Source organism: Collinsella ihumii (assembly GCF_030385545.1).
Lineage (GTDB): Bacteria > Actinomycetota > Coriobacteriia > Coriobacteriales > Coriobacteriaceae > Collinsella > Collinsella ihumii.
Genome location: NZ_JAUEIQ010000002.1, coordinates 18,533 through 44,879, shown reverse-complemented (window position 1 = coordinate 44,879; position 26,347 = coordinate 18,533). Strand labels below are relative to the sequence as shown.

Genomic DNA, 26,347 nt, shown 5'->3' with positions numbered 1-26,347 from the left:
GAGGGCAGCTGGCGCGCGGGCTGGCGGGGCGTCGCGCCCTTGTCGTCCTACTGCGAAGAAGCGCCAGCATGCGGGTCCATCCGTCCCTCGACAAGGCCGCGGGATGGATAAAGCCGCGCTGCAAGAATGGACAAAATGGCTATATCCGCTTTGTTTCCAAAGCGTTACAATTACTTCGGGCTCACGGGTCCGAAGCGGCCGATCCGACCGCGCCTACATGGTCCTTACGGGGACATTGGGTCCCCGTCAGATGTGCAAGCCGGCAGGGCTTGCTGATTTGGAGGCAAAGAATGGGACGTTTTACCAATCCTCGCGACCTGTATTACGGCGAGGGCGCTCGTCATGAGGTGAAGAACCTCAAGGGCTCCCGTGCTATGATCGTCACCGGCGGCGGCTCCATGCGTCGCGGCGGCTTCCTGCAGGACGTCGAGGCGGACCTCAAGGAGGCCGGCTTCGAGGTTGAGATCTTCGAGGGCGTCGAGTCCGATCCTTCCGTCGAGACCGTCAAGCGCGGCGCTGAGGCCATGGAGAAGTTCCAGCCTGACTGGATCATCGGCATCGGCGGCGGCTCGCCCATCGACGCTGCCAAGGCCATGTGGCTGTTCTACGAGTATCCGAACGAGACCTTCGAGGAGGCCATCGTTCCGTTCAGCTTCCCCGAGCTCCGCACCAAGGCTAAGTTCTGCGCCATCGCTTCCACTTCCGGCACCGCTACCGAGGTCACCGCGTTCTCCGTCATCACGGACTACGAGAAGGGCATCAAGTACCCGCTGGCCGACTTCAACATCACCCCTGACGTCGCCATCGTCGACCCCGAGCTCACCTACACCATGCCGCAGAAGCTGTGCGCTCACACCGGTATGGACGCCCTGACCCACGCCATCGAGGCCTACGTCTCCACCGCCAGCTCCATGTTCACCGACGCCAACGCGCTGCACGCCATCCGCGAGATCGTCGAGTGGCTGCCCAGGTCCTACCAGGGCGACCATGAGGCCCGTCAGCACATGCACGAGGCTCAGTGCATCGCCGGCATCGCCTTCTCCTCCGGCCTACTCGGCATCGTGCACTCCATGGCCCACAAGACCGGTGCCGCCTTCACCGGCGACCACATCATCCACGGTTGCGCCAACGCCATGTACCTCGGCAAGGTCATCCAGTTCAACGCCAAGGACGCCCGCGCCAAGAGCCGCTATGCCTACATCGCCAAGGAGATCCTGCACCTCGCCGGCGAGACCGAGGACGAGCTCGTCGCCTCTCTGGTCCAGTGCATCCGCGACCTCAACGACAAGCTGGACATCCCGCAGGGCATCAAGAACTACGGCAAGGGCGGCGTGAAGGCCGAGGAGTCCATCATCGACTACGCCGAGTTCGAGGCCAAGAAGTCCGACGTTGCCGCTAACGCCATCCTCGACGCCTGCACCGGCTCCAACCCGCGCCAGCCGTCCCAGGAGGAGATGGAGAAGCTGCTCGAGTGCGTCTACAACGATCAGGACGTCGACTTCTAATCAGCTCATCCGGGCGATTAGCTTCTTGACGGAAGGCCCTCGGGGGACGTCCCCGGGGGCCTTCTTGCGTCCGTTTTTGGTTCAGAGGGTATTGCTCGTCCCCGTTGCGCCCCGTGCACGGAATCTCACGAGCCGCAGCGTGGACAGGAAGCCTTCGATGATGTCAACCGCTTCCCGCGGCGCCTCGTCATTGATGTCCTTTCCGGTTGATTAAACGGTGGTATATCTAGACTCGTTGATTCCTTTGACTTCCGTTGGCTTCTTTAACTTCAGTTAATCTGATTTCTCGACTGGCGGATAGAAAGGGGTCAATCCGAACGCGTTCGAAGCGGCCCCCTGTATCTCATGTGAGGGATTGTGTCACATGCAAACAACTCGTTTGGACGCTTCCCCGTCTAAACGTTCCTGCAGCCATGCCTTGATGAGCGCCTGAAGGTTGATGCCGATGCGCGGGGCTTCTCGATTGAGGGCGTCTAGGTTGGAAAGCGGCTCGTCCATGCGAGCCTCCAGTTCGCGGGCGCTTCCGTGCGGTCTTCCAGTGCATGCCGCCAAGCGGGGCGATCTCGATACCGCTGGGAAACCGCTCTGTCTGGATGTTCGCAAGCAGGGCATCAGGCCAACTGCGGAGAAAGCCGAACAATTGTTATTGACGCATCGCCGGGCTGCCTGCTAGACTTCACTAGTCTAAAATCGCGTGGACTTTTCTGGGCGAACTTGTCACCTTTTTGCCACGCAACCGAGGGAATCGGTTGCGTGGCTTTTTCATGTCGTGGCAACACGCCGGCATGCGCTTCCGACCGATCTCTTGGATGTCAGCGGGAATCGGCCCCATCGGATGATGGGCAGAAAGGGGAGCGTTATGGAACAGATAGCGTGCAAACAGGGCGTGCAGGCGAAGGGGAGCCATCGGCAGCTTGCAGCGGCGCTACAGGTGTTTGCCGGCGGCGCGTGCTACGGAGCAATGGCCACCACCTACAAGCTCGCCTATGCGTCCGGATTCACCTCGAGCCAGGTCGTCGCAAGCCAGGCGTGGTTCGGCTGCCTCTTTTTTGCCCTCGCGTTTGGAATCCATTGCGCGCGCGGTGGCCAGTGGGAGCGCATCGGCATCAAGCGGGGGCTGAAGCTGATGGGACTCGGCGCGCTTACCTGTCTTACCTCCATTTTGTACTGCTACGCCATGAGTGTGCTGCCCGCGCCAGTTGCCCTTACCTTGCTGTTCCAGTTCACCTGGATGGGCCTCATCTGGCAGACCATCATGACGCGCCGTGCGCCCAAAGCCCTAGAAGTTGTTTCCGCTCTGGTCATCTTGTGCGGGACGGTGTTCGCGAGCGGCGTCTACAAGACCGGCCTTGCGGGCTATGACCCGATCGCGCTGCTCTGTGCGCTCGGCGCCGCGGTGAGCTGCTCGCTGTTCGTCACGCTGTCCGGCCGCGTGAAGGTCGAGTGCTCCAACGAACAGCGCGGCATGATCGTCTGTGCCGGCTCGATCGCGATGCCGCTTACCGTTTGCCCCGACTACATCATCTCCGGCGTGCTCGCCCAAGGCATCCTGCCCTTTGCGGTGATTGCTGGCTTTTTCGGCCTGCTCTGCCCGGTGTTGCTCTTCGGCCTGGGGACGCCTTATCTGCCCGCGGGCCTCTCCACCGTCATGGCGGCCGCCGAGCTTCCGGCGGGCCTTCTGATCGCCATGATCGTGCTCGGCGAGCCCTTGGGCGTCATCGAGTGGCTGGGCGTGGCGGTCATCCTGTTCGGCGTGTGCCTGGCGCAGGTGCCCGGCTTGCTCCAGGGCCGTATGGTCGCGGTCGAACAGTAGCGGACGTCGCATATTCGGTCAGATAGGCGAGAGGCGGCCCTGGTGTGCTGTTGTGCGGGCGCCTTCGAGATTGCTTCGTTTACGTATGAAGGCAGCGTGCGCCCGCAACGAGGGCGTGCGACCGATAGATAGGAGGAACCATGCCGTTTCCCGAAGGCTTCCTGTGGGGAGGCGCCACTGCTGCGAACCAGTGCGAGGGGGCGTATGACGAAGGCGGGCGCGGGCTTGCCAACGTCGACGTCATCCCTCACGGTTCAGAGCGAAACGATGTGAGTCGCGGTTTGCGCCGCATGCTCGATTTTGAGCCCGGGTACTACTATCCGGCTCAGACGGGCATCGATTTCTACCATCATTATCGCGAGGATATCGAGCTGTTCGCCGAGATGGGCTTCAAGGTCTTCCGCCTCTCGATCGCGTGGACCCGCATCTTCCCGCACGGCGATGAGGAGACGCCCAATGAGGAGGGTCTCGCTTTCTATGAGGATGTGTTTCGCTGTTGCCGCGCACACGGGATCGAGCCGCTCGTTACCATCACGCATTTCGATTGTCCCATCCATCTCGTGAAGGAGTACGGCGCTTGGCGCAACCGCAAGCTGATCGACTTCTACAAGAAGCTCGTGCGCGTGCTCTTCACCCGCTACAAGGGCTTGGTGCGTTGGTGGATCACGTTCAACGAGATGAACATGATCTTGCATCGTCCGTTTATGGGTGCGGGTATCGTGCTCGAGCCGGGCGAGAATCCGCTTGCGGCGGAGTATCGCGCTGCGCACAACGAGCTTGTGGCAAGTGCGTGGGCGGTGAAGATCGCGCACGAGATCGACCCGGAAAACAAGGTGGGCTGCATGCTCGCCGCGGGTAGCTACTATCCCTACTCCTGCAGGCCTGAGGACGTGCGTGCCGCCCAGCTCAAAAATCAAGAGAACTATTTCTTTGTCGATGTTCAGAGCCGCGGGTACTACCCGGGCTACGCGGCCAAGTTCCTCGAGCACGAGGGCATCGACGTCGGAATGACGGACGAGGACGAGAAGATCCTGGCGGAAAACACCGTCGACTTCATCTCGTTTTCCTATTACTCGTCGCGCTGCATTGCGGGCGACCCTTCTATCGCCGGCGGCGTGGCGGAGGGCAACGCCTTTGCGGGCGTGGAGAACCCGTTCGTCCGCACGAGCGACTGGGGCTGGATCATCGACCCCCTGGGCTTCCGCATCACCATCAACGATTTGTGGGACCGCTACCAAAAGCCGCTGTTCGTGGTGGAAAACGGCCTGGGCGCCTACGACGAGGTGAAGCCGGACGGCTCCATCGACGACGACTATCGCATCGAGTACCTGCGCGAGCACATCGAGGCTATGCGCGACGCCATCGAGGAGGACGGCGTCGAGATGCTCGGCTACACCACATGGGGCCCGATCGATCTGGTGAGCGCGGGCTCGGGCGAGATGGAGAAGCGCTACGGATTTATCTACGTCGACCGCGACAACCAGGGCAGCGGCACCCTCGCGCGCAGCAAGAAGAAGAGTTTTAGCTGGTACAAGCAGGTCATCGCAACCAATGGCAAGGATTTGGGCTAGGGGTTCATGCGGGCCGCAGATATCCTGCGGCCCGCAACATCGATTCCTTGAGGAGGAACCATGGCGGGTAAGTACGACGATCTGGCGCGCGCCATAGTCGACAACGTCGGCGGTCGCGAAAACATCACGAGCGTGGCGCACTGCATCACGCGCGTGCGCTTCAAGCTGAAAGACGAGAGTAAGGCCAACAAGGATGCCATCGAGGCGCTCCCGAGTGTCATCCAGGTGATTCAGGCAAACGGTCAGTACCAGGTGGTCGTGGGCAACATCGTGGAGGACGTCCACGCCGCGGTGCTCGAGGCGAGCGGTCTTGCCGACGGCGGTGCCGTCGAGACCGACGAGGGTCAGCCGGGCGAGAAAAAGACGGCGGCATCGGTGATCATCGACCTCATCTCCGGCATCTTCCAGCCGATCTTGGGGCCGCTTGCAGCTGCGGGCATCATGAAGGGCCTGCTCGCGCTTATCACCTTCTTCATCCCCGAGTTTGCAAACGACGGCCTCTACACCCTTCTGTACACGGTGGCGGACGGCTTTTTCTACTTCCTGCCCGTGGCACTCGCCTACAGCGCGGCGCGCAAGTTCCGCATGAATGAGTTCACCGGCGTCGCCATCGGCGTGGCGTTGCTGTACCCCACCATGGTGGCGCTGACCTCGGGCGAGGTCCTCGGAAGCATCGATCTGGGCGTCGCCGGCACGTTTTCGTGGTATGCCACGGCGCTCGGCATCCCCATCATCATGCCGGCCTCGGGCTATGCGAGTTCGGTCATCCCGGTGCTGCTCATGGTATGGTTCGGCTCTCTGGTCGAGCGTTGGCTCAAGAGCTGGATGTCCGCAGCAATCAAGATGTTCCTCGTGCCGCTTTGCACCATGACGCTGGCAATCGTGCTCGGTTATCTCGTCATCGGTCCTGTGGCAACGCTTATCACCAATCTGCTGAGCACAGCGTTCTCCTTCATCTTCGAGTTGCCGATTGTCGGCTCCGTGTTCGGTAGCGCGCTGGTGGGCGGCCTGTGGATGTGCCTTGTCATCTTCGGTTTCCACTGGAGTCTCATCCCGATCTCCATCATGAACCTCAACACCATCGGGCACGACTACGTGCTGGCGGCCACCATCGCTCATGGTTTTGCTCTTGGTGCAGTGGTTTTTGCGATGTATCTCAAGAATAGGGATGAGAAGTTCCGCGGCATTGCCCTGCCCGCCATGGTGTCGGCCTTCTTCTTTGGCGTGACGGAGCCGGCGATCTACGGTGTGGCGCTGCCCAACAAGCGGGCGCTCGTGGTGGCATGCCTGAGCTCAGCGGTAGGCGGTGCCATCGTGGGCGCTACCGGCGCGCTCATGTTCATCTCGGGCGGTCTGGGCGTCTTCAACTGGTTGAACTTCATCGACGAGACGCCCGGTGGATACGGCATCTCGATGATGCTCTGTGCGATTATCGCCTCGCTCGTGGCGGCCGTGCTGGCCTTCGTCGTCGAATTCGTCACGTACAAGCCCGAGGAAAAGTAAGGCAGTTTCGTCCAATCGAGTGTGGGGGTCCGACGCGCGATAGGCCGCTTCTGCCAAGTGCGTCTTCCCATACCGAGCGGTGCCCTTTCGAGCAGGGGAGGAGGGGCGCCGCTCGGCTTTTTCGACTTCAAGAACCTTCTGTTCCGTTTGAGTTGCGTTTATGTGGAGGTGTCGAAGGTGGGTCTTCCCACATGGAGACGCGCCTACCCGCCATTATCTCCACCTCCGGCACCGCGACCGAGGTCACCGGTTCTCCGTCATCACCGACTACGAGAAGGGCATCAAGCACCCGCCAGCCGACCCAGGAGGAGATGGAGAAGCTGCTCGAGTGCGTCTACAACGATCAGGACGTCGACTTCTAATCCATCTGACCGAGAGATCTCGTCCCACCACCCCCCCGGCAAGGCAGCGCCCTTGTCGGGGGCTTTTGTGTCGATGTGCGCCTGACCCAAATCAACCGGCTCTAACATGCGCGACGTGCTACGATGGAGCTGCTGTTTCAGGGCGGGGTGGAATTCCCCACTGGCGGTATATCGGCGCGCGGCATGAGGACCGCGTGGATCCGATGAGCCCGCGAACCTGCGAGGCGTTGGGTCGCCTGCAGGCCGAACCGGTGAGAGCCCGGTGCCAACGGTTAAAGGCCGGATGGAAGAGGCAGGTGATTCTTGTGACTGAACAGTCTACGCACATCCATGTACAGAACACGAATCGGTGGAGCACGAAGCAGCTCGTGACCATGGCGCTCATGTGCGCCGTCAGCGCGCTCTTCATGTTCGTGCAGATCCCCATCATTCCGGTGGCGCCGTTTTTGACGTACGATCCGTCGCTGGTGCCCGCCATGGTCTCCGGCTTCGCCTACGGGCCGGGGTCGGGCGTCGCGGTGGGGCTCGTCGCCATCGTCATCCACGCGCTCATGACCGGCGATTGGGTCGGCGCGCTCATGAACGTCGTCGCCACGGTGCTGTTCATCTTGCCGGCGGCGCTCGTCTACCGCAAGAACCATACGTTCGCCGGGGCCGTCATCGGGCTGGTGCTCGGTGTTGTTTTGGCAACGGCAGGTTCGGTGGTGTCGAATCTCACCATCGGCGTGTGGTTCTGGTACGGTTCCGCCGACGTGATCATGCCGCTGCTCGTCCCGGCGGTCATTCCGTTCAACCTCATCAAGACGCTGTTGAACTCGGTGCTCACCCTTGCGGTCTACAAGGCGGTCTCGAATCTCATCACGCCCAAGAAGGACCAGGTCAAGGGGCGCGCATGATCTGCTGCGACAACGTCTGCTACTCCTATGACGGACGGACGCGCGCGCTCGACGGCGTGTCGCTTTCCATCGAAGACGGCGAGTTCGTCTGCATTCTGGGCGGCAACGGCTCGGGCAAGTCGACGCTCGCCAAGCACCTGAACGCGCTGCTCGTCCCCGACGAGGGGCGCGTGACGGTGATGGGGCTCGACACGGCGGATCCCGAGTACGTATACGACATCCGTTCGGCTGTGGGCCTCGTGTTCCAGAATCCCGATGATCAGCTGGTCGCCACGCTGGTGGAAGACGACGTGGCGTTCGGGCCGGAGAACCTCGGCATCGAGCCCGCCCAGATATCCGAGCGCGTGCGTGACGCCCTGCGCGAAGTGGGCCTCATGAGCTTCGAGCGGCATGAGACGCACGCGCTGTCGGGCGGCCAGAAGCAGCGCGTGGCGATCGCGGGCGTGCTCGCCATGCATCCGAAGGTGCTCGTGCTTGACGAGGCGTCGGCGATGCTCGATCCGCGCGGTCGCGCGGGGCTCATGCGCGTATGCCGCGAGCTGCACGCGCAGGGCATGACGATCGTCATGGTCACGCACTTTATGGAGGAGGCGGCGCTGTCCGACCGCGTGATCGTGCTCGATCGGGGACGCATCGCGCTCGAGGGCGCTCCGGCCGATGTCCTGGCGCGCGCCGAAGTGCTCGAACGGCTCGACCTCGAGGTGCCGCCGTCGTGCCGGCTGGGGCTGGCGCTGCGCAGCCGGGGCGTGGACGTCACGCCTCACGTGGACGAGGGGACCATGATCGCCGAGATCGCCGGCATGCTGGACGGCGTGTCCTGCGGGCCCGGCGATGCCTCGGATGCGGCTTCCGCCTCGGATGCGGACGCCGTCTCGCAAGACCGGGCCGAGGCGTGTCTTTCCTTTGAGCACGTGAGCTACAGCTACGAGGCGAGCGTGCGCGAGCGCGCGGCCAAGCGCCGCCGCCCGCGCGCGAAGAAGCAGGCCGTCTGGGGCAACGACCCCGACGCGGTCTGGGCGCTCCACAACGTCGACGTGACGATTCGGCGCGGCGAGTTCGTCGGGCTTGCCGGGCACACGGGCTCGGGCAAGTCGACGCTCATCCAGCACATGAACGGCCTGGTGCACCCGACGATGGGGCGCGTCGTCGCCTACGGCGAGAATCTTGCCGACAGGCGCGCATCGGCGCGCATCAAGACGAAGGTCGGGCTCGTGTTCCAATATCCCGAGCACCAGCTGTTCGCGACGACGGTCTACGATGACGTGGCGTTCGGTCCGCGCAACCTCGGGTTTTCCGCCGATGAGGTCGATGTGCGGGTGCGCCGCTCGCTTGAGCAGGTCGGCCTGTCGTTCGACGAGCTGGCCGGCAAAAGCCCCTTCGAGCTGTCTGGCGGCCAGCAGCGGCGCTGCGCGTTCGCCGGCGTTCTTGCGATGGAGCCCGAGGTGCTGGTTCTCGATGAGCCGGCGGCCGGTCTCGACCCAGCGGCTCGCCACGAGTTCTTGCAGCTCATAGCCGGGCTTCATGAGCAGGGGCTCACGGTGGTCATGTCGTCGCACAGCATGGACGACCTCGCGGCGTACTGCGATAGGGTCGTCGTGCTGAACGAGGGCTCGGTCTTCATGTCCGGCACCCCGCGCGACGTGTTCACGCAGGCGGACAGGTTACGCGGGGTCGGACTCGGCGTGCCCGCGGCCCAGCGCATGGCATGCGCGCTGGCCGCCCGCGGCGTGCCGCTCACGACCAGCCGGCTCTACGACGTCGACGGATTGGCCGACGACATCGCGCTGCTCATCAAGGGGGCGGCTCGATGAACGAGGTCTTCTCCTTCGGCAGCTACTATCCGGGCGACAGCGCGCTGCATCGTCTCGACCCGCGCACCAAACTGCTCGGCGGCATCGTGTTTCTGCTGATCGCCCTGCTTGCGCGCAGTTTCGTCGCGCTCGGGGCCATCGCGGTGTTCATCGCGGCGCTCTACGGCGCGGCGCGCATTCCCGCCGGCCGCGCCCTGCGCTCACTGGCACCCTTGCTCGCCATCGTCTTGGTGGTCGCCGCGCTCAACCTCCTCACCAATCACAGCGGTCGCGTCCTGGCCGCGCTGGGCCCGTTCCAGATCAGCGAGGGGAGCCTGCGCTCGTGCGCGTTCACGGCGGCGCGCATGCTGCTCATGATGTGCGGCATGAGCCTGGTGACCATGACGACGATGACGCTCGACCTCACCTGCGCCGTCGAGCGCCTGCTCGCCCCGTTCGCGCGCATCGGCCTGCCGGCGCATGAGCTCGGCATGATGCTCGGCATCGCGCTGCGCTTCATGCCCCAGTTCGCCACGGAGCTCATGTGCACCTATCGTGCCCAGATCAGCCGCGGCGCGCACGTGACGGCCGGTCCGCTCGGCAGTGTCCGCATGCTCTCGAGCATATCGATCCCGCTGTTCGCGAGCATCTTCAGGCATGCCGAGACGCTGTCGGCCGCCATGGAGGCGCGCTGCTATCACGGCGAGGCCGGGCGCACGCGCCTGCATCCGCTGCGGTATCGGGCGTGCGACGGCGTCGCCGCGGCGATATTGGCGGCCCTGGGCGCCTGCGTGGTTGCGATCGGCGTTATTGCAGGATAGGAAAGGTGTGATCGAATATGTCTGACGGATTGCATACGGCGCTCCAGTACCTGACGTCCATTCCCGCGTGGTACCTGGCGACCAGCGTGGACGATCAGCCGCATGTGCGCCCGTTCTCGTTCGCGGCGATTCAGGACGGAAAGCTCTGGTTCTGCACCGCGACGACCAAGGACGTGTGGGAGGAGCTGCTGCAGAACCAGCGCTTCGAGGCGACGGCGTGGTGGCCGGGTCACGGCTGGCTCATCCTCCGCGGGCGCGCCGGGCTGGAAGACCGGGCGGCAGCGGACGTACGCGATGCGGGCTGGAGGCATCTCGAGGGCCTCGGCGAGCACTATGACGGTCCGGACGACCCGAAGCTCGTGTTTTTCAGCGTGGAGGATCCGCAGGCGTGGATCTGCAACCATGACGAGTGGAAGCCGCTCGAGCTATAGGGAAGTGCAGGAGGTCTACCATGGACGAGATCGTTGGCTATCTGACGGGGATCCCCGCGTGGTTCTTGGCGACTATCGACGAGCACGATGCCGAGCAGCCGCGCGTGCGCCCGTTTTCGTTTGCATGCGCGGACGCGGGCAAGCTGTGGTTCGTCACGTCGCGCGACAAGGACGTATGGCGCGAGCTGTCCGCGCATCCCAAGTTCGAGCTTTCCGGATGGAAGCCCGGTGCATATTGGATCGTGGTGTCGGGCAAGGCGAACCTCGCGGACGACGCCCAGGTGAGTGAGGAGGTGCGCCAGGCGGGCTTTGCGCACATGGTCGGCATCGGCGAGGCGCATGATTCCGCGCATGACGGCAGGCTCGCGTTCTTCAGCGTTTCGGACGGCATCGCGCGCTTCTGCGACATCGACGGCAGCGAGCGCCGCATCTCTTTCTAGGAAAACGCTGACCAATTCCGATCAGGAGCGCCCTGCGCCTCCCCGGCCGCACCCTCTTCCGGCGAAAGTGGCTAGAAATTTCTGTTTTGCTGTAAGCCGGGTGCGGCAGAGATGTCCAGATGAGCCGTTTTGGCTGCATTGACCGGCTGCGAAGCCGGTTTCTGGACCTCAAAATGCGCAGATCGGGCGCTTCCGGGGAGAAACCGGTGCCGGCGGCGGGCTTCCGAACCCTCCATCCTGGCTTGGCTACAGCAAAACAGAAATTTCTAGCCACTTTCCCCACGGAGTGCGGCCTCTCTGGCAGGTCATGGGGGGACGGGTTCGTTCCAACCCATAGATGGTGCTTTTAGGGACAGGTGATTTTTGTTCATGCCGGCGCGACGGCGCCGGCATGAACAAAAATCACCTGTCCCTAAAAGCACCATGCTGTGTTGCGAGAATGTATCCTGTGAAAAACTGCCGCCCTTCTCATAATCAGAGTGCTATTGTCTCAACTTGCTCAATGAATAGGGATTGAAGATGCGGATATATGCATTTTCAGACCAAGAATATACATTTGGGAGATGACGTCGTATGGCCTATCGGGTTGGAGTCGTGGGAGCAGCGGGATATGCGGGAATCGAGCTTGTCCGCCTGCTGCTGGGGCATCCGCAGTTCAAGCTCGTCGCTATCACGTCCAACGCCGACGCCGGCCAGAAGCTCGCCGACGTGTATCCTGCGTTCGCCGGCGTGAGCGACCTGGAGTTCACGACGCATGACAACCCGTTGCTCACGGCGTGCGACGCGGTCTTCCTGGCCGTTCCGCACACAGCCGCCCTCGCCGCGGCGCCCGGTCTGCTCAAGGCCGGCGTGAGCGTGTTCGACCTCTCCGCTGACTTCCGCCTGTCCGACCCTGCGGTCTACGAGGCGTGGTACAACACGCAGCACACCTCGCCCGAGCTGCTGAAGACGCGCGCGTTCGGCCTGCCCGAGCTGTTCGCGGCCGACCTTGCGCGGGCCGCTGCGAGCCGTGCCGCGGGCGAAGCGGTGCTCGTGGCCTGCGCGGGCTGCTACCCCACGGCGACGTCGCTCGGCGCGTATCCGGCAATCCAGGCCGGATGGATGGCGGAGGGCTCCTCGGTCGTCGTCGACGCCATCTCGGGCGTGACCGGTGCGGGCAAGTCCGCCAACGCGCGCACGCACTACTGCAGCGCCGACGAGAACGTCGAGGCCTACGGCGTGTGCAAGCATCGCCACACGCCCGAGATCGAGCAGATCCTCGGCCTTGAAGACCGCGTGGTGTTCACGCCGCATCTCGCCCCGCTCAAGCGCGGGCTGCTGTCCACGGTGAACATCCCGCTTGCTCCCGAGGTCGCCGACACGCTCACCACCGAGGACGCCGTCGCGCGCTATCGCGCCTTCTACGAGGGCAGCCCGTTCGTGCGCGTGCTCGACGCGGGCCAGTTCCCCAAGACGAGCTCCGTCGCGGGATCCAACGCCTGCCAGATCGGTCTTGCGGTGAACGGCCGCGCCCGCATGCTCGTGATCACCTCGGCTATCGACAACCTGTGCAAGGGCGCTGCCGGCCAGGCAATCCAGTGCGCCAACATCGTGCTCGGCCTGGACGAGACCTGCGGTCTGCCTCTGTGCGCCCTGCCGGTGTAGTCGAGCGGGCCATCCGCCGCGATCGTCGATTCGGTCGCGGCGTCGCAGGGCGCTGCGCTACACTGATGCCAGTATCAGGACGGACGAGGAGAACTGTCTTCATGAATGTCGATGCCTTTGACACACGACTGCGCGCTATCCCCGGGGGAGGCGTGACGAGCGCTCGGGGCTTCAAGGCCGCGGGCATCCACGCGGGGTTCCGCAAGAACCCGGAGCGTGCCGACTTTGCTCTCATCGTGGCCGACAAGCCGGCAAGCGCTGCGGGCGTGTTCACCACGAACCGGTTCTGCGCGGCGCCGGTGACCGTCAGCCGCGAGCATCTGGGCGGTCCCGATAAGGGCTTTGGCCGCGTGCAGGCCGTGGCGATCAACTCCGGCAACGCCAACGCGGCGACCGGCGAACCCGGTCTCGCCGTAGCGCGCGAGACCTGCGACATCGTGTCGCAGGTGGTCGGGTGCACCTCTGACCAGGTGCTCGTCGCCTCGACGGGCGTCATCGGCCAGCAGCTCGACATCGCGCCGTTCGAGACGGGCATCCCCGCGGCATACGACCAGCTCTCCGTGGCCGGCGGAGCCGACATGGCGCGCGCCATCATGACCACCGACACACATCCCAAAGAGCTCGCGGTGACCTACGAGAGCGGCGTGCTCGAGTACGTCGACTGCACGTTCACGGTGGGCGGCTGCGTCAAGGGGTCCGGCATGATCATGCCGAACATGGCGACCATGATCGCCTGCATCACCACCGATGCGCCGGTGGAGCCGCAGACGCTGCACACGATCCTGACGTCGTGCGTCAAGCAGACCTTCAACAAGGTGACCGTCGACTCCGACACGTCGACCAACGACACCTGCATCATGCTCGCCTCGGGCGCCGCGGCGAGCGACGAGCAGCCCATCCGCGAGGGCACCGAGGCCTATGAGGAGCTCGTCTACGCCGTGCACGTCGTGTGCGAGAGCCTGGCGCGCGCCATCGCGGCGGACGGCGAGGGCGCCACGCGCCTGGTGACCGTCAACGTGACCGGCGCGGCAACTAACGAGGATGCGGACACCGCCGCCCGCGCGGTGGCGAATTCGCCGCTCGTGAAGACCGCCATCGCGGGCCGCGACTGCAACTGGGGCCGCATCGCCGCGGCGCTCGGCAAGTGCGGCGTGGCGTTCGACCAGACCCGCACTTCCATCGACATCATGGGCCTGCCGGTGTGCCGCGAGGGACTGACGGTGCCGTTCGACGAGGAAGAGGCCCTGCGACGATTCGAGGCACCCGAGATCGTGATCTCGGCAGACCTCGGCGCCGGAGAGGGCACGGCGACGGTCTGGACGTGCGACTTGACCCACGAGTACATCACCATCAACGGCGACTACCGCACATAGGCTGTACTCGGCCCTCGCCGAACCATCCATGGCCCCGCATCGGGGCCGGCCGTCCGCCCGTCATGCGGGCGGCCATCTATTGAAAGAGACCGCACATGAAGTACGCACGCGATTCACGTTCCGCATCCCGTTCCGACGAGGAAACCGCCCAGCTTCTGTTCGAGGCGCTTCCGTGGATCAAGAACCTGACCGGTAAGACCGTCGTCATCAAGTACGGCGGCGCGGCCATGGTCGATTCCGAGCTGCGCGCCGACGTCATGAGCGACATCGTGCTGCTCAAGATCATCGGTATGAAGCCGGTGATCGTCCACGGCGGCGGCAAGGACATCAACGAGGCGCTGTCGCACTACGATATCCCCGTCGAGTTCAAGCACGGCCAGCGTGTGACCGATGACGCCACGATGGAGATCGTGCGCGAGGTGCTGGGCGGCAAGGTCAACCAGGAGCTCGTGGCGGCCATCAACGTGCACGGCAACCTTGCCGTGGGCGTATCGGGCGCGGACGCCGGGACCATCGTCGCCCGCGAGCTCGACCCCGAGCTCGGCCGTGTGGGCAAGATCGTTCGCGTCAACGCCGACTACCTCGAAAGCATCATGGACAACGAGTACATCCCCGTGGTGGCCACGGTCGCCCAGGGCGAGGACGGCGGGTTCTTCAACATCAACGCCGACGTCGCGGCCGGTCACATCGCCGCGGCGGTCCATGCGCACAAGGTGATCTTCCTGACCGACGTCGACGGCCTGTACGAGGATTTCTCGGACAAGGACTCGCTCATCTCCAACCTGACGCTCGAGGAGACCGAGCAGATGCTCGCGCGCGGCGAGGTCGACAAGGGCATGATCCCCAAGCTCGAGAGCTGCATCCATGCGCTCAAGGCGGGCGTCTTCCGCTCGCACATCATCAACGGCACGACGCCGCATTCGCTGCTGCTCGAGCTGCTGACCGACGCCGGTGTCGGAACCGTCATCCATTCGACGCACGCCGCCTATGAGCAGGACACGCATCCGCATCCGTTGACGCAGTTCGCCGCGCGGCTGTCCGAAAACATCTAGGGAAACGTGAGGGGTAACCACCATGTCTCTTTCTACGCAGAAGGCGCTTGAGTCTTCGTTCGTGATGCATACGTTCGGCCGCTCGGAGGTCGATTTCGTATCGGGCCACGGTATGACGCTGGTCGACGACGCCGGCCGCGAGTACCTGGACTTTCTGGCGGGCATCGGCGTGTGCTGCCTGGGCCACGCCCATCCCGTGCTCACGGATGCGCTGCGCGCGCAGGCGGAGCAGCTGCTGCACGTGTCCAATTATTTCTATATCGAGCACCGCGGCGAGGTTGCGGCGCTTTTGTCCAAGCTTGCGAACGGCGATATGGACGGCGCCCGTGCCGTGGCGGACGCTGCCGTGGCGGACGCTGCCGTTGCGGGCGATGCCGATGCGTTGCTGGCCGCTGCGGCTCCTGCAGAGGGTGAGCAGGTCTGGGAGACGTTTTTCGCCAATTCCGGCGCCGAGGCCAACGAGGGCTCGATGAAGCTTGCGCGCCTGTACGCCAAGCGCGCCGGCAACGGCGGCAACACCATCGTGGCGCTGCGCGGCAGCTTCCACGGGCGCACGCTCGAGACCATCGCCGCAACCATGCAGGATCGCCTGCAGGACAGCTTCAAACCGCTGCCCGGCGGATTTGTCGCCTGCACGCCGAATGACGTGGACGAGCTCCGCGGGATCTTCGAGCGCTACGGCAGCGAGATCTGCGCGATCCTGCTCGAGCCCATCCAGGGCGAGTCCGGCGTGCATCCGCTCACGCAGGAGTTCATGGAGGCCGCGGCCGAGCTCGTGCACGGTGTGGGCGGCGTGCTCATCGCCGATGAGGTGCAGACGGGCATCTTCCGTTCGGGCAAGCCCTTTGCGTTCCAGACCTACGGGGTCGAGCCGGATATCATGAGCTTGGCCAAGGGCATCGCGGGCGGCGTGCCCGCGGGAGCCTGCGTGGCCAAGAAGGAGATCGCGGACGTGTTTCGCCCGGGCGACCACGGCACGACCTTCGGCGGTAGCTGCCTGGCCGCGGTCGCGGCGTGCGCCGTGCTGTGCGAGCTCACGCGCGGCAGGTACGACGAGCATGCCGAGCAGGTGGGCGGCTATCTGCGCGAGAAGCTCGCAGGCGTGCCGCATGTGGTTGAGGTGCGCGGCAGCGGCCTGATGATCGGCTGCGACCTGGACGAGGCGGTGGGCGATGCCCACGACGTCGTGGCCAAGATGCTCGACGCCGGCTTCGTGATCAACGCGACCGGAGCCCACACGCTGCGCTTCCTGCCGCCGCTTATCTGCGGCGAGGCGGAAGCCGATGCCCTGGTGGAGGGCTTGACGAAGGTGCTGGCGTAGCGCGTACATTTGGAACTGGCTTTTTGGGGTCGTTATTACCCAAGGCGGCACAGCGCACTGCCTTGGGTAATAACGACTCAGCCCCAAAATACCCGTCCCGGACCCTGCTGCGAGCCGTGCACTCAGGTCGCGGATCCACTGGGCGTGCTCGGGCACGGCGGAAGCGCTCGCGGTCGACGTCTTGTGGATGTCGGCCGCGCTTCGCCGGCAAATGCGCAGCGCGTTTCCTCAGCTCCGCGCCCCCAACGGGGTTCGAATCCCCCTGAAAGGAGCTCAGAAAAGAAACGGTCCCATCGCTGGGACCGTAACAACCAAGTGGTGGGCGATGAGGGATGTCGGTCGCTCGCTCCGCGAGCGACCTCCCGCTGCGGCGGGCGTGCGCCCGCCTTGCGACTCATGGTGGCAAAGACGCTTACGCGCTTTGCTCACCATGAGGCCCTTCGGGTTCGAATCCCTCTGTAAGGGGCCCGATAAAGAAACGGTCCCTTTGCTGGGACCGTAACAACCAAGTGGTGGGCGATGAGGGATTCGAACCCCCAGCCTTGTGCGTGTAAAGCACCTGCGCTAACCGTTGCGCCAATCGCCCGTGGGGGTAAGTATAGCGCAAAGGGATGGGGCCGATGACACAAAACGGGCAGTTTGGCACGCTAAGAGCTTCTATTGACCCCTTTTAGCGTGCCAAACTGCCCGTTTTGTGTCATCGGCGCCTCTCGCAAGACGCGGGGGCGCCTTTCGTGCGCCCCCACCGTGCGACGAGTGGATTCCGGGGCCCCGTATGCTTACGGTGGGGAAGCCGTACCGCAAAACCCCAGGAAAGAGGGTGTCAATATACACTGAAAACGAATTTGGTATCAAATCGGGAAGTATGCAAGGAAAACGGCCATATCTGACAAGCCTGTGACCTGCGGTTTCTCCGTCCGGTTGATCCCGGAGGCCCCGGGAGGGGCCTCCGATTCGGCCCCAAGCCGTCTTTATTGTCCAAGAGTTGATACCAAATTCAAAACGGGTCTCTCACGCACCTTGATAAAACCTTTTATCAAGGTGCGGTTTCGCACGCGGGCGGATACGCGCGCCCGCCATGGAACCGACCGCCACGAACGCAACCGATCAACGTCTCCTTAGGGATATGCGCGAAATGTCGACGTCCCCACTTCGTCGGGATCGTCGGGCTACAATGGAGCGCGACGAATCCGCGTCTGCGAGGAGGCCCCATGCCCCATACCGTGCTGCCCGATATCCCCACCGGCGAGCTCAAAGAGCGCCTGTCGCGCGTGCGCTACGTGTTCACTGACCTTGACGGCACCATGCTCGCGCCCGGTTCCTGCGCGCTGGCAGATGCCGAGGGGAACCCGTGCATCGACTTCGTCGCCACGTTGCTGGAGCTCAAACGCGCCGGTATCGAGGTCATCCCGTGCTCGGGCCGCAATCGTTCCATGCTGCACGAGGACACGCGTCTGCTCGGTCTGAACTCCTACATCGGCGAGATGGGCGGCCTGCTCATGCTCGACCGCAGCGATAACCGCTGGGAGTATTTCACCGCCGACATGCCCTTCAATCCTATCTGGGGCTACTCGCCGCATGAGTGCATCGAGGCGACGGGCATTCTCGACGAGTTCCAGAACCGCTGGCCAGGCCTGCTGGAATACCACAACGACATGTCGACCGGCTACAAGCACCGCGAGGTGACGGTGGGCATGCGCGGCGAGATTCCCGACGAGGACGCCCGCGACATCATTCGCCGCTCGGGCGCAGAGCTCGACTGGGGCGACAACGGCTACCTCAACTACATTTCCGCGCCCACCACGCTCAAGCTTCCCGAGGGCGTGAAGGGCCGCGCGTTCAACCTTATGCCGCAGGGCTTGAACAAGGGCCGCGGCATCGAGCGCTTCTGCGAGCTGCGCGGCATCGATCTGTCCGAGACCATGGCTATCGGCGACGCGACCTCGGACTTCCTCATGGCAGACTACTGCGATACGTTCTTTCTCGTCGAGAACGGCCTCAAGAACCCGACGGCCGAAGAGTTCCTGGCGACGCACGACAACGCGTTCGTGACGCGCGGCCGCATCGTCGACGGCTGGGTCCAGAGTATGCGCTGCCTGCTCGCGGCGCTCGCATAGGAGGGGATGCTCAGATGGCGGCTCAAGGAGACAACAGGCCTATCGGCGTTTTCGATTCCGGTATCGGCGGCCTGACGGTGGCGCGCTCGATCGCGACCTCGCTGCCGCACGAGTCCATCTACTATGTGGGCGACACCAAGCGCTGCCCCTATGGCGTGCGCTCGGAGAGCGAGGTGCGCTCATTCGTGCTGCAGGCCGGTCGCTGGCTTGCAGCCCACGACATCAAGATCATGATTATCGCGTGCAACACCGCCACAGCTGCCGGTCTCAAGATCGCGCAGCAGATGCTCCCGGTGCCGGTCATCGGCGTGATCGCCCCGGGCGCCCGCGCGGCGATCAACAGCACGCGGACGCGCAAGGTTGGCGTGCTGGCGACGCCGCTCACGGTGCGCACGGGCGCCTACACGCGCGCCATCCGCGACCTGGATGCCGGCGTGTCCGTGTACGGGTGCCCCGCGCCGAGCTTCGTCGAGATCGTCGAGAACGAGCTGGCGACCGGCGCGCACCTGCAGGAGCGCTGGCTGCAAGACGGCGACGTGTTCGACACGCCGGAGAACCGCGAGGAGGTCGCGCGCACGCTCGGCCCCATCTTGGAGCCGGGCATCGGCATCGACACGGTCGTGTTGGGCTGCACGCATTTCCCGCTGCTCGTGAACCCGATTCGCCATGCGCTGGGCGAAGGCGTCCGCGTGGTGTCGTCGGCCGAGGAGACCACGCGCGAGCTGACCGATATCCTGGTCCGTCGCGAGCAGCTGGCGGAAGACGACGTGGTGCCCGAGCACCGCTTCGCGACCACGTCGGACAACATCGCCGAGTTCGCGGCGGCGGGCAGCTTCATCTTCGGCCAGCCGCTCAAGAGCATCGAGCACATCAGCCTGGATGAGCTCGACCGCTACTAACAGCAAGATAGTGAGGAGTGCGAGAAATATGGACCACATGGAGATCAACCGCGTCGATGGGCGCGCTGCGGATAAGCTGCGTCCGGTCAAGCTGACGCGCGAGGTCATGAAGCATGCGCAGGGGTCGTGCCTGGTGGAGTTCGGCGACACGCGCGTGCTGTGCGCCGCCACCATCGAGGAGGGGCTGCCTGCATGGCGCCGTGCGAGCCGACAGGGCTGGGTGACGGCCGAGTACGCCATGCTGCCCGCGGCCACCGGTCGCCGCAGCCCGCGCGAGCGCGCCAACCGCAAGGGCCGCTCCATGGAGATCGAGCGCCTGATCGGCCGCAGTCTGCGCACGGTCACGAACCTGCGCGCGCTCGGTGAGTACACCGTGACCGTGGACTGCGACGTTCTCCAGGCCGACGGCGGCACGCGTACGGCGAGCGTCACCGGCGCCTGGGTCGCGCTGCACGACGCCCTCATGGCATGGGTCGAGGCGGGCAAGATCTCGCGCCTGCCGCTCACCGGCCAGGTGGCCGCCGTGTCCATGGGCGTGGTCGACGGGGCCGAGCTGCTCGACCTCAACTACATCGAGGATTCGCACGCCGAGGTGGACATGAACCTCGTGGCGACCGACACCGGCGAGATCGTCGAGATCCAGGGGACGGGCGAGCAGACGCCGTTCGACCGGGCGCGACTGGGCCGCCTGCTCGATCTGGGCGAGGCCGGCATCAAGCAGCTGGTCGACCTGCAGAACCGGGTCACCGCGTTTCGCGACGAGGATTAACGGTTCGCTCACGGCATACCGAGGAGGATGACAGCAACATGGCGCTCGAGAAGATCGACATAGATGAACTGGATCCGGCGCGCACCATCGTGGTGGCGACCGGCAACATGCACAAGCTGACCGAGATCGAGGACATCCTGTCCCGCGTGCTGCCCGACGTGCGCTTCGTGGCGCTCGGCCAGCTGGGCGAGTTCGATGATCCGGAGGAGACCGGCACGACGTTTTTGGAGAACGCCCTCATCAAGGCGGAGGCGGCGGTGGAGCAGACCGGCTTTCCCGCCATTGCGGACGATTCGGGCCTCGTGGTCGACGCGCTGGACGGCGAGCCGGGCGTGTACTCGGCGCGCTACGCGGGCGTGCACGGCGACGACGCGGCAAACAACGCGAAGCTGCTCGAGAACCTGGCCGACGTCGCTGACGGCGAGCGCACGGCGCGCTTCGTGAGCGTCGTCGCCCTGATCGATACGGACGGCCTGGTCACCTACGGCGAGGGGACCTGCGAGGGTGTCGTGGGTCGCGAGGGTCGCGGCACGAACGGCTTCGGGTACGACCCGCTGTTTTTGCCGGACGACACGCCGGGCAAGACGATGGCCGAGCTCACGCCGGCCGAGAAGAACGCCATCAGCCACCGGTTCCATGCGCTCGAGGCCCTGTCCGCCAAGATCTCCGGCGAGGACGAATGAGGGCGGTCGTCCAGCGGGTGATGCGCGCGAGCGTGACCATCGAGGGCGAGCGCACCGCGTCAATCGGGCGCGGATACCTCATCCTGCTCGGCGTGGGCGCGTCCGACACGCGCGCCGAGGCGGACAAGCTGTGGGGCAAGCTGCGCGGCCTGCGCATCAACGAGGACGCCGACGGCAAGACCAACCTCTCGCTTGCCGACGTGGACGGAGAGGTACTCGTCGTCTCGCAGTTCACGCTGTACGCCAACTGCCGCCGCGGCCGTCGCCCATCGTTCACGGATGCGGCGGCGCCACAGCTGGCGCGCGAGCTCTACGAGTACTTCGTCGAGCTGGTCCGCGCCGATGTCGGGCATGTGGCGACGGGCACGTTTGCCGCGATGATGCAGGTCGAGCTCGTCAACGACGGTCCTTTCACCATCCTGCTCGATACCGACGATCTGTAGCGCGGTGCTTTATTGGGGGCGCGGCGCGTTCGGGAGGGGTAATGGCCCCGTCCGGACGCGCCGCGCCCCATTTGTCGCTTATTTGTCAAACCCTCCATATCTGCCGCGCTGACGTGCAATGTTGATGCGGGCTTGCTATACTCTGTCCGTTTGTTTGATATCTTGGGACAATTCTGTGCGTAGGCATCGCGCCCGCCTTTTGTCTCTGTAGGAGGCGTTATGGAAGAGCTGGAAGTCAATCACGTCGATGACATCCATGAGAAGTTGACCCAGATGATCGGCCAGCGCGTGAAGGTCAAGGCCAACATGGGCCGCACCCGCGTCGTCGAGCGCATGGGCACCATCAAGACGGTGCACCCTTCCGTCTTTATCGTCGAGGTCGATGAGCGCCGCGGCCGCAAGTCTCGTCAGTCCTACCAGTACGTCGACGTGTTGACGGGAACCGTCGAGCTGTTCGACCCCGAGACGAGCGAGCACCTGTTCACGCCGCTGGGAAATCAGCTCGAGGAGCATTAGACCATGGACGCCCCCTCCTTCATCATGGTGACGGCGCCCGCCAAGATCAACCTGTATCTGGGCGTCCATCCGCACAAGGACGAGCGCGGCTACCATCGCGTGGACACGGTGATGACCGCGATCGATCTGGCCGACACGCTGGCGATCGCGCCGGCAGACGAGCTCATGGTCCGCACGGTCCCCGAAGCGGGCTTTCCTATGGAGGAGAACACGGCCTATAGGGCCGCCGTCGCGATGGGGGAGGCGTTCGGCCGCGAGCCGCGCTTCACGATCCTCATCGACAAGCACATCCCGATCAAAAGCGGGCTGGGCGGCCCGTCCACCGACGCGGCTGCGACCATCAAGGGGATCTGCCATCTGTGGAAGATCGACCCGGCTGACGAGCGGATCGACCGCGTCGCCCGCTCCATCGGCGCCGACGTGCCGTTTTTCCTCTATGGGCCGCCGGCGTACTTCACCGGGGCGGGCGATGTCATGCGCGAGGTCTTCCGGCCGCTGACCGGCACGCCCGTAGCGCTGGTCAAGCCGCTCGACGGCGGCGTGTCGACGGGGGAGGCCTACGCGCATTTCGATGCGGACCCCCAGGATCTGCCCGAACTCGACCCGATGCTCGCGGCCATGCGCGAGCACGATGAGGCGTCGATCTTCGCGCATATCGGCAACAACCTCGCGTCGGCGGCGTGCGCCCTCATGCCCGAGATCGGAACCATCGTGGCGTGGATGCGCGAGCAGCCCGGCGTGCGCGCGGTCGAGGTCTCGGGTTCCGGCGCCTCGGTGTTCGCGGTGTGCGATACCCAGATGGCGGCCGAGGCCATCGCGCTTTCCGCGCTCAATGAGCACGGATGGTGGGCCCAGGCGGCAAAAATGGAGAAGTCGGGGCCAAATATCGTTGTCGGGTAGATTTTCCCTAGCATTCGTTTTCGGAGTGTGGTAGGATAATCGAGCTTTCGGGTTGTGGCTCAGTTTGGTAGAGCACCGCGTTCGGGACGCGGGGGTCGCTGGTTCAAATCCAGTCAACCCGACCATTGCATGTGAGGACCGGGGCGAGAGATCGCTCCGGTCTTTTTTGTCGATGGGAGAGGCCCGTGGCCGCCTGCGCGCGGTTTCTCAGTTGCGCGATAAGGGCATGTCATATCCTTGTCAGACGTGTTTCGCGCTCGCGTGTAAAATATGGCGGTGTTGTTTGCGCCACATAGGCGCGGTATACTCTTTCGAGCTGGAAACGCCTTGTCTTGCGAGATGCGGCTTCCATCTCGACTGTACCTGAGTACCGTGGAAGGAAAAGTATGTTCCCTAAGGGTTTTGAGTGGGTTGTCATTCTGATCGTTGCCCTGTTGATCTTCGGCCCCAAGAATCTTCCGAAGCTCGGCGCCTCCCTGGGCAAGACGGTGAAGAACATCCGCGAGGGTATGTCCACCGAGGATGAGGCCACCGAGGAGGAGCCCGAGAGCGAGGAGGACAAGGAGATCCGCGAGCTCGAGGCCAAGCTTGCCGAGGCCAAGGAGGCTAAGGCCAAGAAGGATGAAAGCCCCATCGAGGAGGACTAGCTCAAACCCTGACAATCGGGGTGAGCGATGGCCGGCTGCCCCAGGGCATGCCGGTCATTTCCATGTTATGTGAGGATATCGGCAGCACCGGTGCTGCCGAGCAGACATAGACGAGGAGTTTGTGCGCATGGATGCAAGCGAGATCGTACTGACAGCCGATGGCCGCCAGAAGCTCATCGAGGAGCTTGAGTGGCGCGAGGGCGAGAAGAACAAGGAGATCATCGAGCACATCAAGGAAGCCCGCGCGTTCGGTGACCTTTCCGAGAATGCCGAGTACGATGCCGCCAAGGAGGAGCAGGCCAAAAACGCGGCCCGCATCGCCGAGATCCAGGCCATCCTCGCCAACGCGCGCGACGTCGCCGACGGCGATCACAACCTGATCGTCTCCATCGGCTGCACCGTCTCGCTGGTCGACGGCGACGGCGTCGCCACCGACGTCACGCTCGTGGGTACGACCGAGACCAACTCCCTGGAGCACAAGATCTCCAACGAGAGCCCCGTCGGCCGCGCCATCATCGGCCACGGCGCCGGCGAGACGGTGGAGGTCGTCCTTCCTTCCGGTAAGACCCGCATCTACACCATCACGAACATCACGCGCTAGGAATCACTGATCAATTGCTTTCGCGCTCGGGCCTACGCGCCGGGTGCGCGAGATGGATTGAGCAGCGTTCTTTGGGCTCACGCGGACCCGCGCGCACCTGCCTGCTCGCTCCCTGGGACCGTGCGCCTCAGGGAGCGTTTCACGTTATATAAGAGGAGACACCATGGACCAAACCCAGGTTGATGCGGCTTCCACGCTCAACGACGAGCGTGCGCGCCGTCTGGCCGATCGCGCGGCGCTGTACACTGCCGGCAAGAACCCGTATCCCGAGCACTCGGATGTCACCGATTACGTGGCTGACATCGAGAAGAACTACGCCGATCTGGCCGACGGCGAGGATACCGCCGATGTCGTGAAGATCGGCGGCCGCGTGGTCGCCAAGCGCGGCCAGGGCAAGATCATGTTCATCGTGCTGCGTGACCCCACCGGCGACATGCAGCTGTTCTGCCGCATCAACGACATGCCTGAAGACGCCTGGGAGCTGCTCGGCGAGCTCGACTTGGGCGACATCGTGGGCGCCGAGGGCGTCGTGGTCCGCACCAAGCGCGGCCAGCTCTCCGTGGCTCCGCGCAAGCTCGCGCTGCTGTCCAAGGCTGTCCGCCCGCTGCCCGAGAAGTTCCATGGCCTGTCCGACAAGGAGACGCGCTATCGCCAGCGCTACGTCGACCTCATCGTGAACGCCGACGTCCGCGAGACTTTCGCCAAGCGCTCGCGCATCGTGTCGGCCTTCCGCCGCTACATGGAGGACAACGGCTACATGGAGGTCGAGACCCCCATCCTCCAGACCATCCAGGGCGGCGCGACGGCCAAGCCGTTCATCACGCACTTCAACGCGCTGAACCAGGAGAACTACCTGCGCATCGCCACCGAGCTGCATCTCAAGCGCCTGCTCGTGGGCGGCTACGAGCGCGTTTTCGAGCTCGGGCGCATCTTCCGCAACGAGGGCATGGACCTCACGCACAACCCCGAGTTCACCACCATGGAGGCCTATCGCGCCTACTCCGACCTCGAGGGCATGAAGGAGCTCGCCGAGGGCGTTATCAAAGCCGCGAACGCCGCCGTGAACGAGTCCGAGCAGATCGAGTACCAGGGCACGACCATCGACCTGTCCGGCACGTGGCCGAGCCGCCCCATGACCGAGATCGTCTCCGAGGTCATGGGCCGCGAGCTCACCCTCGACACGCCGATCGAGGAGCTGCGCGCCGCGGCGTCCGAGTGCGGCATCGAGGTCAACTCCGCGTGGGGCCCGGGCAAGCTCATCGCCGAGATCTACGACGAGAAGGGCGAGCCCTCCATCGTGAACCCCACGTTCGTGTGCGATTACCCGGTCGAGGTCAGCCCGCTCGCCAAGCGCCACGAGGACGATCCACGCCTCACGCACCGCTTCGAGCTCGTCATCGCCGGTCACGAGTACGCCAACGCGTTCTCCGAGCTGAACGACCCTGTCGACCAGGCGGAGCGCTTCCGCAAGCAGGTCGAGGAGAAGTTCGCCGGCGACGAGGAGGCCATGGAGTACGACGAGGACTATGTGCGCGCCCTCGAGTACGGCATGCCCCCGGCGGGCGGCATCGGCATCGGTATCGATCGCGTTGTCATGCTGCTCACCAACCAGGCATCCATCCGCGACGTGCTGCTGTTCCCGCACATGAAGCCCGAGCGCGGTAGCGCAAACGGCGCGGCAGCCGCTCGCGCCAAGGAGGACGAGGAGGCTGCCCAGGCCGCCTCTGGCGTGTCCATCGCGCCGAACAAGATGCCGACCGTCGACTACAGCAAGGTCGCCATCGAGCCGCTGTTCGAGGACATGGTCGATTTCGATACGTTCTGCAAGTCCGATTTCCGCGTCGTGAAGGTCAAGGCCTGCGAGGCGGTGCCCAAGAGCAAGAAGCTTCTGCGGTTCACGCTTGACGACGGGTCGGGCACGGACCGCACGATCCTTTCGGGCATCCACGCGTTCTACGAGCCGGAGGACCTGGTCGGTCGCACGCTGGTTGCCATCACCAACCTGCCTCCGCGCAAGATGATGGGTATCGATTCGTGCGGCATGATTATCAGCGCCGTGCACAAGGAGGGCGACGAGGAGCGCCTGAACGTGCTGATGCTCGATGACGCCATACCGGCAGGCGCCAAGCTGTGCTAAGCACCTGCGCGCCGAGCGATCTGATTGCTGCATAAGCAGGCCCGGGGCCGTTTCGCAGAGCGAGGCGGCCCCGGGCCTTATCTTTCGTCCGGGGTCTCTGCGAGAGCGCGACA

The 26,347-nt window shown here is 64.3% G+C and carries 25 protein-coding genes, 2 tRNA genes and 1 riboswitch; of the genes, 25 read left to right on the top strand and 2 right to left on the bottom strand.

Annotation, left to right across the window (positions count from 1 at the left end):
• Window positions 1-290: 290 nt before the first annotated feature.
• A complete protein-coding gene (locus QVN30_RS02420; protein WP_289835294.1) occupies window positions 291-1,505 on the top strand; it encodes an iron-containing alcohol dehydrogenase in 1,215 nt (404 codons plus the stop codon).
• A gap of 360 nt (window positions 1,506-1,865) precedes the next feature.
• Here QVN30_RS02420 and QVN30_RS02415 read toward each other — a convergent pair whose 3' ends face one another.
• Entirely contained in the window at window positions 1,866-2,003 is a 138-nt protein-coding gene (locus QVN30_RS02415; RefSeq protein ID WP_204570418.1) for a hypothetical protein, read from the bottom strand.
• 361 nt (window positions 2,004-2,364) lie between these two features.
• Here QVN30_RS02415 and QVN30_RS02410 point away from each other — a divergent pair, with 361 nt between their 5' ends.
• The 13 genes from QVN30_RS02410 (at window position 2,365) to QVN30_RS02350 (ending at window position 16,522) form a co-directional block, all read left to right on the top strand.
• On the top strand, window positions 2,365-3,318 hold the full coding sequence (locus QVN30_RS02410; RefSeq protein WP_289835291.1) for a DMT family transporter: 954 nt from the start codon (window positions 2,365-2,367) through the stop codon (window positions 3,316-3,318).
• A gap of 140 nt (window positions 3,319-3,458) precedes the next feature.
• Window positions 3,459-4,889, top strand: a complete 1,431-nt coding sequence (locus QVN30_RS02405) for a 6-phospho-beta-glucosidase (RefSeq protein ID WP_289835289.1) — start codon at window positions 3,459-3,461, stop codon at window positions 4,887-4,889.
• A 60-nt stretch (window positions 4,890-4,949) separates the two neighbouring features.
• Window positions 4,950-6,392 (top strand): PTS transporter subunit EIIC, encoded by a 1,443-nt coding sequence (locus QVN30_RS02400; RefSeq protein WP_289835287.1) that lies wholly within the window; start codon window positions 4,950-4,952, stop codon window positions 6,390-6,392.
• 191 nt (window positions 6,393-6,583) lie between these two features.
• The gene (locus tag QVN30_RS02395; protein WP_289835286.1) at window positions 6,584-6,754 is read left to right on the top strand and encodes a hypothetical protein; all 171 of its coding nucleotides are present in this window, start codon (window positions 6,584-6,586) and stop codon (window positions 6,752-6,754) included.
• A 129-nt stretch (window positions 6,755-6,883) separates the two neighbouring features.
• Window positions 6,884-7,053: riboswitch (FMN riboswitch) on the top strand.
• A 6-nt stretch (window positions 7,054-7,059) separates the two neighbouring features.
• On the top strand, window positions 7,060-7,650 hold the full coding sequence (locus tag QVN30_RS02390; protein ID WP_289835285.1) for an ECF transporter S component: 591 nt from the start codon (window positions 7,060-7,062) through the stop codon (window positions 7,648-7,650).
• On the top strand, window positions 7,647-9,461 hold the full coding sequence (locus QVN30_RS02385; RefSeq protein WP_289835284.1) for an energy-coupling factor transporter ATPase: 1,815 nt from the start codon (window positions 7,647-7,649) through the stop codon (window positions 9,459-9,461). The genes QVN30_RS02390 and QVN30_RS02385 overlap by 4 nt, the downstream gene beginning before the upstream one ends.
• On the top strand, window positions 9,458-10,261 hold the full coding sequence (locus tag QVN30_RS02380; RefSeq protein WP_204540711.1) for an energy-coupling factor transporter transmembrane component T family protein: 804 nt from the start codon (window positions 9,458-9,460) through the stop codon (window positions 10,259-10,261). The genes QVN30_RS02385 and QVN30_RS02380 overlap by 4 nt, the downstream gene beginning before the upstream one ends.
• A gap of 17 nt (window positions 10,262-10,278) precedes the next feature.
• Window positions 10,279-10,692 (top strand): pyridoxamine 5'-phosphate oxidase family protein, encoded by a 414-nt coding sequence (locus QVN30_RS02375; RefSeq protein WP_289835283.1) that lies wholly within the window; start codon window positions 10,279-10,281, stop codon window positions 10,690-10,692.
• Window positions 10,693-10,712: 20 nt separating this feature from the next.
• Window positions 10,713-11,132 carry a pyridoxamine 5'-phosphate oxidase family protein gene (locus QVN30_RS02370; RefSeq protein ID WP_289835282.1) on the top strand — a complete coding sequence of 140 codons (420 nt, stop codon included), beginning with the start codon at window positions 10,713-10,715 and terminating at the stop codon, window positions 11,130-11,132.
• Window positions 11,133-11,705: 573 nt separating this feature from the next.
• On the top strand, window positions 11,706-12,776 hold the full coding sequence (gene argC, locus QVN30_RS02365) for an N-acetyl-gamma-glutamyl-phosphate reductase (RefSeq protein WP_204563748.1): 1,071 nt from the start codon (window positions 11,706-11,708) through the stop codon (window positions 12,774-12,776).
• Between the two features lie 101 nt (window positions 12,777-12,877).
• Window positions 12,878-14,149, top strand: a complete 1,272-nt coding sequence (gene argJ, locus QVN30_RS02360) for a bifunctional glutamate N-acetyltransferase/amino-acid acetyltransferase ArgJ (RefSeq protein WP_204563750.1) — start codon at window positions 12,878-12,880, stop codon at window positions 14,147-14,149.
• Window positions 14,150-14,244: 95 nt separating this feature from the next.
• A complete protein-coding gene (gene argB, locus QVN30_RS02355) occupies window positions 14,245-15,201 on the top strand; it encodes an acetylglutamate kinase (RefSeq protein ID WP_087202764.1) in 957 nt (318 codons plus the stop codon).
• A gap of 22 nt (window positions 15,202-15,223) precedes the next feature.
• Window positions 15,224-16,522: an aminotransferase class III-fold pyridoxal phosphate-dependent enzyme gene (locus tag QVN30_RS02350; RefSeq protein ID WP_289835281.1), complete on the top strand. Its 1,299-nt coding sequence runs from the start codon at window positions 15,224-15,226 to the stop codon at window positions 16,520-16,522.
• 510 nt (window positions 16,523-17,032) lie between these two features.
• Here the strand turns inward: QVN30_RS02350 and QVN30_RS02345 are convergent.
• A tRNA-Val gene (locus QVN30_RS02345) sits at window positions 17,033-17,108 on the bottom strand.
• Window positions 17,109-17,733: 625 nt separating this feature from the next.
• Between QVN30_RS02345 and QVN30_RS02340 the strand changes: the two genes are divergently transcribed.
• The 11 genes from QVN30_RS02340 to lysS all read left to right on the top strand — a co-directional run bounded on the left by QVN30_RS02340 (window position 17,734) and on the right by lysS (window position 26,234).
• Entirely contained in the window at window positions 17,734-18,639 is a 906-nt protein-coding gene (locus QVN30_RS02340) for an HAD hydrolase family protein (RefSeq protein WP_066829878.1), read from the top strand.
• Between the two features lie 14 nt (window positions 18,640-18,653).
• Window positions 18,654-19,538 carry a glutamate racemase gene (gene murI / locus QVN30_RS02335; RefSeq protein WP_066829875.1) on the top strand — a complete coding sequence of 295 codons (885 nt, stop codon included), beginning with the start codon at window positions 18,654-18,656 and terminating at the stop codon, window positions 19,536-19,538.
• Window positions 19,539-19,566: 28 nt separating this feature from the next.
• The gene (gene rph / locus QVN30_RS02330; protein WP_204540732.1) at window positions 19,567-20,307 is read left to right on the top strand and encodes a ribonuclease PH; all 741 of its coding nucleotides are present in this window, start codon (window positions 19,567-19,569) and stop codon (window positions 20,305-20,307) included.
• 38 nt (window positions 20,308-20,345) lie between these two features.
• Window positions 20,346-20,990 (top strand): RdgB/HAM1 family non-canonical purine NTP pyrophosphatase, encoded by a 645-nt coding sequence (rdgB, locus tag QVN30_RS02325; protein ID WP_204563757.1) that lies wholly within the window; start codon window positions 20,346-20,348, stop codon window positions 20,988-20,990.
• Entirely contained in the window at window positions 20,987-21,433 is a 447-nt protein-coding gene (gene dtd / locus QVN30_RS02320) for a D-aminoacyl-tRNA deacylase (RefSeq protein WP_289835280.1), read from the top strand. Before rdgB ends, dtd begins: the two co-directional genes overlap by 4 nt.
• Before the next feature lie 219 nt (window positions 21,434-21,652).
• Window positions 21,653-21,949 (top strand): Veg family protein, encoded by a 297-nt coding sequence (locus QVN30_RS02315; protein WP_066829863.1) that lies wholly within the window; start codon window positions 21,653-21,655, stop codon window positions 21,947-21,949.
• A 3-nt stretch (window positions 21,950-21,952) separates the two neighbouring features.
• A complete protein-coding gene (gene ispE / locus QVN30_RS02310) occupies window positions 21,953-22,849 on the top strand; it encodes a 4-(cytidine 5'-diphospho)-2-C-methyl-D-erythritol kinase (RefSeq protein WP_289835279.1) in 897 nt (298 codons plus the stop codon).
• Between the two features lie 48 nt (window positions 22,850-22,897).
• Window positions 22,898-22,974 (top strand) — tRNA-Pro (locus QVN30_RS02305).
• Window positions 22,975-23,235: 261 nt separating this feature from the next.
• On the top strand, window positions 23,236-23,496 hold the full coding sequence (gene tatA / locus QVN30_RS02300; protein ID WP_066829860.1) for a twin-arginine translocase TatA/TatE family subunit: 261 nt from the start codon (window positions 23,236-23,238) through the stop codon (window positions 23,494-23,496).
• A gap of 127 nt (window positions 23,497-23,623) precedes the next feature.
• Entirely contained in the window at window positions 23,624-24,097 is a 474-nt protein-coding gene (gene greA / locus QVN30_RS02295; RefSeq protein WP_066829858.1) for a transcription elongation factor GreA, read from the top strand.
• A 163-nt stretch (window positions 24,098-24,260) separates the two neighbouring features.
• Window positions 24,261-26,234, top strand: a complete 1,974-nt coding sequence (lysS, locus tag QVN30_RS02290) for a lysine--tRNA ligase (RefSeq protein ID WP_289835278.1) — start codon at window positions 24,261-24,263, stop codon at window positions 26,232-26,234.
• The last annotated feature ends 113 nt before the right edge of the window (window positions 26,235-26,347 follow it).

Coding starts and splice junctions, on each gene's coding strand:
- QVN30_RS02420 (WP_289835294.1), top strand. CDS start 291: ATGGGACGTTTTACCAATCCTCGCGACCTGTATTACGGCGAGGGCGCT.
- QVN30_RS02415 (WP_204570418.1), bottom strand. CDS start 2,003: ATGGACGAGCCGCTTTCCAACCTAGACGCCCTCAATCGAGAAGCCCCG.
- QVN30_RS02410 (WP_289835291.1), top strand. CDS start 2,365: ATGGAACAGATAGCGTGCAAACAGGGCGTGCAGGCGAAGGGGAGCCAT.
- QVN30_RS02405 (WP_289835289.1), top strand. CDS start 3,459: ATGCCGTTTCCCGAAGGCTTCCTGTGGGGAGGCGCCACTGCTGCGAAC.
- QVN30_RS02400 (WP_289835287.1), top strand. CDS start 4,950: ATGGCGGGTAAGTACGACGATCTGGCGCGCGCCATAGTCGACAACGTC.
- QVN30_RS02395 (WP_289835286.1), top strand. CDS start 6,584: ATGGAGACGCGCCTACCCGCCATTATCTCCACCTCCGGCACCGCGACC.
- QVN30_RS02385 (WP_289835284.1), top strand. CDS start 7,647: ATGATCTGCTGCGACAACGTCTGCTACTCCTATGACGGACGGACGCGC.
- QVN30_RS02380 (WP_204540711.1), top strand. CDS start 9,458: ATGAACGAGGTCTTCTCCTTCGGCAGCTACTATCCGGGCGACAGCGCG.
- QVN30_RS02375 (WP_289835283.1), top strand. CDS start 10,279: ATGTCTGACGGATTGCATACGGCGCTCCAGTACCTGACGTCCATTCCC.
- QVN30_RS02370 (WP_289835282.1), top strand. CDS start 10,713: ATGGACGAGATCGTTGGCTATCTGACGGGGATCCCCGCGTGGTTCTTG.
- argC (WP_204563748.1), top strand. CDS start 11,706: ATGGCCTATCGGGTTGGAGTCGTGGGAGCAGCGGGATATGCGGGAATC.
- argJ (WP_204563750.1), top strand. CDS start 12,878: ATGAATGTCGATGCCTTTGACACACGACTGCGCGCTATCCCCGGGGGA.
- argB (WP_087202764.1), top strand. CDS start 14,245: ATGAAGTACGCACGCGATTCACGTTCCGCATCCCGTTCCGACGAGGAA.
- QVN30_RS02350 (WP_289835281.1), top strand. CDS start 15,224: ATGTCTCTTTCTACGCAGAAGGCGCTTGAGTCTTCGTTCGTGATGCAT.
- QVN30_RS02340 (WP_066829878.1), top strand. CDS start 17,734: ATGCCCCATACCGTGCTGCCCGATATCCCCACCGGCGAGCTCAAAGAG.
- murI (WP_066829875.1), top strand. CDS start 18,654: ATGGCGGCTCAAGGAGACAACAGGCCTATCGGCGTTTTCGATTCCGGT.
- rph (WP_204540732.1), top strand. CDS start 19,567: ATGGACCACATGGAGATCAACCGCGTCGATGGGCGCGCTGCGGATAAG.
- rdgB (WP_204563757.1), top strand. CDS start 20,346: ATGGCGCTCGAGAAGATCGACATAGATGAACTGGATCCGGCGCGCACC.
- dtd (WP_289835280.1), top strand. CDS start 20,987: ATGAGGGCGGTCGTCCAGCGGGTGATGCGCGCGAGCGTGACCATCGAG.
- QVN30_RS02315 (WP_066829863.1), top strand. CDS start 21,653: ATGGAAGAGCTGGAAGTCAATCACGTCGATGACATCCATGAGAAGTTG.
- ispE (WP_289835279.1), top strand. CDS start 21,953: ATGGACGCCCCCTCCTTCATCATGGTGACGGCGCCCGCCAAGATCAAC.
- tatA (WP_066829860.1), top strand. CDS start 23,236: ATGTTCCCTAAGGGTTTTGAGTGGGTTGTCATTCTGATCGTTGCCCTG.
- greA (WP_066829858.1), top strand. CDS start 23,624: ATGGATGCAAGCGAGATCGTACTGACAGCCGATGGCCGCCAGAAGCTC.
- lysS (WP_289835278.1), top strand. CDS start 24,261: ATGGACCAAACCCAGGTTGATGCGGCTTCCACGCTCAACGACGAGCGT.